This window comes from Actinoallomurus spadix (genome assembly GCF_024055725.1).
Taxonomy (GTDB): domain Bacteria; phylum Actinomycetota; class Actinomycetes; order Streptosporangiales; family Streptosporangiaceae; genus Actinoallomurus; species Actinoallomurus spadix.
In genome coordinates, this window is the sequence record NZ_JAMXMX010000039.1 from 41,877 (window position 1) to 48,475 (window position 6,599).

The window sequence follows — 6,599 nt, forward strand, 5'->3', positions numbered from 1 at the left end:
GCGCGGCCCGGCGGCTCTCCGGCGGCGCGCAGACCCGGCGGTCGGCCAGGGAGGCGCGGCGGTCAGGCCTGCGTCTGCTTGGACCGCTCGTTGTACACGCCGGCGTACTCCTGGCGCGACAGCGTCCGGATCTCCTTCATGATCTCGTCCACCATCGCGCGGCGGCCCTTGGCGGGCGGCAGGTCCGCGAACGCCGTGTAGTCGATCGGCTTGCCGAACTTCACCCCGGGCCGGTGCAGCCGCGGAATCGGGATCTTCGACCCGACCGGCATGATCTTCTCGGTGCCCTTGACCGCCACCGGAACCACGCTGACCTTGGCGTTCAGCGCCAGCCAGCCCACGCCCGTGTGGCCGCGGTACAGCCGGCCGTCCTCGGACCGCGTGCCCTCCGGGTAGATCGCGAAGGCATTGCCGTCGTTCAGGACGCCGAGCGCGATGTCCAGCGCGGCCACGGCGGCGCGCTGCTCCGTACGCGGCACGGGGATGTGGCCCATCGCGTCCAGGAACGCGCCGAGCACCCGCGCGGCGCCCTTGCCCTCGAAGTACTCCGCCTTGGCGATGAACGTGACCCGGCGGGGCACGACGAGGGGGATCAGCACGCTGTCCACGAACGACAGGTGGTTGCTGGCGAGGATGACCGCGCCATCCTCAGGGACGTTCTCCAGCCCCACGACCACCGGCCGGAACACGATCCGGAGCAGCGGGCGGACCACCCGGTACATGAACCAGTACAGCAACTGTGCCTCCTCGACTCTCCGTCACTGTAGACCCGCCGTGACCAGGAGGCCGCCAACGGCGCCTAGTGGATCATCCTCGGGTCGCACTGGTACTGCCGGGTCTGCCGCAGCGGCCGGAACCCCAGGCGTTCGTTGACCGCGAGCATGTGGGTGTTGTCCTCGGCGTTGTCGGTCTCGATCTCTCGTACGGCGGGCCACTCGGCGCGCAGCCAGTCGAGCATCGCCGCCTTGACCCACAGCCCGAGCCCCCGCCCGCGGTGAGGGGACACGACGGCGGTGTCGTACTGGATCGCCCGCGTGCCGTCACCGACCGGGATGACCAGCTCCGTGAAGCCCGCGACCGCGTCGTCGTGCAGCGCGGCCACCGTCAGGAGCGTGTCGCCGCGTTTCTCGACGACCTCGGCCATGTCCCGTACGCGGTCGGTGTCCCAGGTGGTCGTGCCGAAGTCCATCTTGCCGGTCGGCATGTCGCCCATGGAGCTCTTGGCCTCGGCGAACGTCTCCGCCAGGGCGTCCGGGACCACGCCGAGCCAGCGGGTGAGGCGGTACCCCGGATGCTCGGTCCCGACGATCTCCTCGACGCCACGGGCCGCCGCGACGTCGAGCAGCAGCAGGCTGAGGGAAAGGGCGCAGGTGAAGCCGTTCGCCTCGAGGAAGGACGCGCCGGACGTCTGCGAGGACGCCTCCACCACGAGGGTGCGGCGCTGCTCGTCCCGCGCCGCCCGCGCGACCGTCCGCAGCAGGGTCGTCCCGACGCCCCGGCGGCGGTGCCCGGGATGAACGTGCAGGGTGAACTCCCCGAGGTGACGCCGCCCCGCCCCCTCGAACAGCCGGAGCCGCGCGACGCCGGTCACGACGCCCTCCGCCCTCGCGATCCACAGCAGGTGGCGGCTGCCTGCCCCCGGCGTGGCCAGGTGGCCGTGTACCTGGTCGAGCGTCGGCGCCGGCTCACCGGGGAGATCGTGCGCGACCGACGCCACGACGACCTCGTGCCACGCGGCGACGTCGGCGTCGGAGACGTCGCGCAGTCGCTGAACCTTGTCCAAGGACGCTCCTCGATCGTTGGCTCGCTCTCCTCAAGAGAGGACCGTACGCGCCCCGGCCCGACCACGTCTCTGATTCCGGACAGCCGCCCGGGCCCGCTGCCGCATCGGGTCCCGCAGACGTCCGACCTGGCATTCCACCTCCGCCCGTGATGCGGTTCTTGTCTCGAATGTCGCACCGTCCCGGTGGCGGGAGGGGCACCGCGCGCGGCGGAACCCCTCCGTCGGAGCCTCCCACCGGATCAGGGGAAGAGGCGCTCGAATCGGAACGACGTACGGCCGGCCGCGTCCGAGAGGATGTCGGCGGCGGACGTCGCCCCGGCGGCGTTGAACCGGGCCGCCTGCAGCCGGATCGTCGTCGGCCCGCCGACCCGTACGCGCTCACTGATCGGCGCGGTGGTGTTCACGCCGTACGGGGCCGCGTGCCGGTTGCCGTCGATGATCTGGGTGACGAGACGCTGGCTGTCCGGCAGGACGCTGCCGGAGGTGACATCGAAGAGCCGGGCGACGATGTACGCGTTGACCGGGGGCGCGCCGCTCAGCCGTCCGCGTACGTCCAGGTCGAGCGCGTAGATGCCGGCCGTGGGCAGCGTGACCTGCAGACTCGAGTTCGTCCAGGCGCCCGACGCGGTGGGCTGGAGGTTGAGCCCCGTCGTCAGATGGGCCATCCCCGACGGCGCGAGCTGGGCCTTGTACGGCTCCGGCGTGATGCTCGCGAGCGAGGCGATCTCGTGCCGGCCCGGGGACGAGGCCCCGGTGTCGGCGTGGGCGGAGACGGCGAAGAGCCCGAAGGCCATGGTGGTCCCGAGGGCGGCGGTCAGTCGACGCATGCGCGTCCTTCCAGGTCAGCGGCCTGATGGTCAACTCGTCTGTACCCTCGCCATACCCGCTCTATGCACGGAGAGTAATCGCAAAGATGCGAACCGTCAGCAGCGGGGATCGGGACGGCGCCGGGTATGCCCCCGCCGGGCTAATCCGCCGTCTCCGGCGCGGACGTGATGCTCCGCTCCGGAGCGGCGAGTTCGCCGAGCGCCATCCGCGCGCCGATGTCGCCGACGGCGGCGTGGAACGCGTCGAGGGGAATGAGCCGGCTGGGCCCGAGCGAGGCGTGCAGGACACCGGGCGGGAAGAAGGCACCGTGACAGCGAAGGCAGACCATGGCGTTCTGCCAGGTGTGCATCATCGCCGGCCACACGGCGGCGTACGCCGCGTACCCCCGCTTGAGCCTGCGCCCCTGAACGAAGGCCACCGCGTACACGACCACCGCCAGCGCGGCGGAGACCACCGAGGTCACCAGGTAGCGCACGTGGTCGTCCGGCTGCCCCGGCCGGGTGCTCGCCGAGGCCATGGACGCGGCGATCGCACTCATCCCGAGGAGAACGGTCAAGAGCAGGATCACCCCGCAGTTCCACGCCGACCGGCGGCGAGGAGGCGGGGGAGGGGCCAGCCGCATCGCCAGATGGCTCGTCTGCGTCCCATGGGAGGTCACCGCCATGGCCATCGGCCCGGCTCCGATGCCTCCGCCGACCGCGACACCGGTGGAGTGAGTGACACCGCTCTGCGCGGCGTAGATGCTCTGGGCGTTCTGCACCTGGTCGAGCCGGGCGCATCGTGGGCAGACGAGGGCGTGCGTCATCGGGGTCTTCTTCCGCGCGGAGGGCCGGCATGGGCCGGCACGGCCGCGAGTGAGGCGGCCGGGCCGTCGACCCGATCCTGAGCCTTCGCCCGCGTTCTCCCCAGGGGGCGGAGAAGCCGCCGATCAAACCCCGATCAATCGAACAAAACCGCAGGTCCGTGCGTTATCCGGGCCGCGTGGGTCAGCGGCAGGTCGCCGTCACCGTGCCGGCGACCTCCGTCCGATGGTCGTCATAGTTGTCGTACAGCTGCAGGTCGATCAGGCCGCTCTTGGTCGGCCCGAACGTGAGGGTTATCGCCTTGCCGCGACTGGCGAGCTGGTCCGCCCGGACGTTGCCGCCGATCCGGTGCTCGTCGGTGTGCTTGCCGGGGAGCGTGTCCCACGCCTGGTAGGTGACGGCGTTCGCGTCGACGGCGGTGGAGTTCGGGAGGTCGATCCGGAACGCACAGGTCCGGCCGGCCCCGGGGTGGAAGACCCAGTTGGCCCCGGCGGCGTTGTCGCTCGTCCGGTGGGTCAGCGCGTTCCCGCAGGAGCCGGTCGCGGTCCCGGCCAGCGCCGTCCACGAGCCGCTGGTGTCCATCCCGACCGCACCCGCCGTGGCGCAGGACGGGCCTGAACTCGCCGTCCAGGCCCGGGGTGACGCCACCGGCGAAGGCCGCCCGCCGCCCTTCCGGTCGCTCGCCCCGGACCCGCGGGTGAGGGCCGCCGTGACGCCGGCGGTCGCGACCACGACGACGACCAGGGCGGCACCCAGCCGGAGCCGTACGGACCTGGCGCGCCGACCGGCCGCCCTCCCGAGCAGCGCGCCGATGTCCTCGACGGAACGCCTGGCCCAGGCGTCGACGGAGTCCGGCAGCCAGTTCATCCGGAGCCGCTGCCCCGAGCAGGTATCGATGATCTGCTCCGGCGTCGGACGGCGCGCGGGATCCTTGTCCAGGCACCGGGTGATCAGACCGCGCAACCGTTCGTCGTGACAGTCGAGAGCGGCAGGATCAGGGTCGGTGTGGATGATGCGGTACAGCACCTCACCGTTCGTACCATCGCCGAAGGGCAGCACTCCGGTGGCGGCGTAGGCGAGCACGGAGCCGAGGGCGAAGATGTCGGAGGCGGCCGTGACCGGGCGGCCGTCGGCCTGCTCCGGGGCCATGAACGGGATCGTGCCCACGTGCGCGCCGGTCTGGGTCATCCGCGTGCCGTCGTCGGCCTGCGCCACACCGAAGTCGATGACCTTGGGGCCGGTGGGCTCGATGAGGACGTTCGCCGGCTTGAGATCCCGGTGGAGGATCCCGGCGGCGTGAATCTGCTCCAGCGCCTCGGCGATGCCCGCCGCCAGCCTCAGCACCGTCGCCGGCGGCAGCGGCCCCTCGAAGCGGACGACCTCGCCGAGCGAGGGCCCCGGAATGTACGCGGTCGCCATCCACGGCGGGTCCGCGTCGGGGGCGGCGTCGATGACCGCCGGGGTGTACGGACTGTCCACCCGCCGCACGGCGGCGACCTCCGCCACGAACCGGCGCCGGAAATGCGGGTCCTCGGCCAGATGGGGCCGTACGACCTTCACCGTGACCGGGCGGCCGGTCTTGGACTCACCCAGGTACACCTGGCCCATCGCGCCGCCGCCCAGCCGGCCCAGCAGCCGGAACGGCCCGACCTTCGCCGGGTCCGAAGGCCCCAGCGGCAGCACCGACGCCGGCAACTCCTCCGGCTGTGTCCCCGTATCCCCCGCCGACGTCGGCGGAGAATCCCCCGATGAGGCCCGGGGATCCTCCGTCTCGTCCCGCGGGGTCTCCGGATCGCTCGCGGGCGGACCGGCATCGGTGATCATCTCGGGATGCGCGGTCTGCAACGCGGCGTGCAGGGCCGTCCAGCGCTCGCGCCACTCGTCGAGATCCCCATCGCACGCCGTCACGAAGGCGGCGGTGACGTCCCACGTCGGCAGGCGATATCCGGCCGCGGCGACCGACAGAACCGACGGAGCGTAATGCGCTCGGCGCGCCAGCACACGATATGTTGGAGCTCCGGGCGCCCGCGCCCGCAATTCGCGAAGACCCAGCGCGAATTCCTGAAGAGGTCCTTCCGGAACCGGCGCCTCTCGTCTGCCCACCGCCACCTCGATCGCTTCGCGTACAGCCGGCGCAGCGACAGTATTCATTGCAGGACCCGACCGGTCAAACCCCCGCAAGACCGCCCTGATAACCGGTCCCGGATCCCGCTCCTTCGCTTTCACCTTCACCTGGGTCATCTGGCGGAGGCGGAACCGAGCGGCTCGCCACCGAGAGATGCCGAAACCGGAAGTTCGCAGCCCGCCCTGCGTTTTGACGGCTGGTATAGCGTCCGCAGGGTGAATTCCTACCTCGTCGACATTTCCGACGGGCTGACGCGTAGAGCTCGGTCATTCGTCCATGCGCACGGCCTCCGCGTCGAGTTGCCGTACGTTGAGCAGTCCAGGGAACATTGGCTCGCACTGGGAGTTCCTGCCGCAGAGATCGACCGGATGGCGGCCTACTCGACCCGGTGGGGCGGGCTGGTCCTCCCCCCGGCGCCCTGCTACGACGGTGGTCACAGATTCCTGCACCCGGACATGCCGGAGAAGGGACCGGGCGATGGCTGGTGGTTCGAGGCAGGACCGCAGCGAACCGCGCTGCCCTACAGCTTCTTGATCAGCCCACACGGGGAGTTGGGGATCCACGGCGACCGATGGGTGCCCCTTCATGCGAGGGTGGAGGGCTGGGTGGAATCGGTCGCCCTGGCGACGCGGTCCCTGAGGTCGCCGGATCGGCCGACACCTGGTGGCGGGGCGGAGACTCCCTCGTGGCGCTTTACACCGGTGAGGCCGAGCATTTCGCCGTCCCCCGATACCGCACCGCACTAATCTATTCAGGCCTGGATGACTGGGGATTGCGCGGCTGAGGTGGGCCGCCCTCAGTCCACGACGAAGGCTCCGGCGGCGGCGCCGAGCTAAGGTTCTGGCGGGCGCCGGGAGTGGCGGCTTGTTTTCCAGGGGTGTCTACTCAGGCGAGAGGATTCTTCTCTCAGTAGCCGCTGACGGGAACAAGGTGCCCCCTGGTGGTGCCGCTCTGCCCCAGATGGTGCGTTATGTCCCTGAGTGTGCGGGGACGACGAGCCCCCATCGCTGAGTAGGCCCGGGGCGCGGTGCCGGGATTGCTCCCGGTCCGTTTCCCCGGA

At 71.1% G+C, this 6,599-nt stretch carries 5 protein-coding genes; all 5 read right to left on the minus strand.

Features of this window, described 5'->3' with window-relative positions; all coding sequences use genetic code 11:
- Positions 1–62: 62 nt before the first annotated feature.
- A complete protein-coding gene (locus NE235_RS34985) occupies positions 63–737 on the minus strand; it encodes a lysophospholipid acyltransferase family protein (protein ID WP_252810795.1) in 675 nt (224 codons plus the stop codon).
- A gap of 62 nt (positions 738–799) precedes the next feature.
- A complete protein-coding gene (locus NE235_RS34990; protein ID WP_252810797.1) occupies positions 800–1,783 on the minus strand; it encodes a GNAT family N-acetyltransferase in 984 nt (327 codons plus the stop codon).
- Positions 1,784–2,022: 239 nt separating this feature from the next.
- On the minus strand, positions 2,023–2,610 hold the full coding sequence (locus NE235_RS34995) for a hypothetical protein (protein ID WP_252810799.1): 588 nt from the start codon (positions 2,608–2,610) through the stop codon (positions 2,023–2,025).
- A 140-nt stretch (positions 2,611–2,750) separates the two neighbouring features.
- A complete protein-coding gene (locus NE235_RS35000) occupies positions 2,751–3,416 on the minus strand; it encodes a hypothetical protein (protein WP_252810801.1) in 666 nt (221 codons plus the stop codon).
- Between the two features lie 181 nt (positions 3,417–3,597).
- The gene (locus tag NE235_RS35005; protein ID WP_252810803.1) at positions 3,598–5,415 is read right to left on the minus strand and encodes a serine/threonine-protein kinase; all 1,818 of its coding nucleotides are present in this window, start codon (positions 5,413–5,415) and stop codon (positions 3,598–3,600) included.
- Positions 5,416–6,599 lie beyond the last annotated feature (1,184 nt).

What these genes read in the sequence shown, in the direction of transcription:
- NE235_RS34995 (WP_252810799.1), bottom strand. Translation starts at nt 2,610, where the DNA reads ATGCGTCGACTGACCGCCGCCCTCGGGACCACCATGGCCTTCGGGCTC.
- NE235_RS35000 (WP_252810801.1), bottom strand. Translation starts at nt 3,416, where the DNA reads ATGACGCACGCCCTCGTCTGCCCACGATGCGCCCGGCTCGACCAGGTG.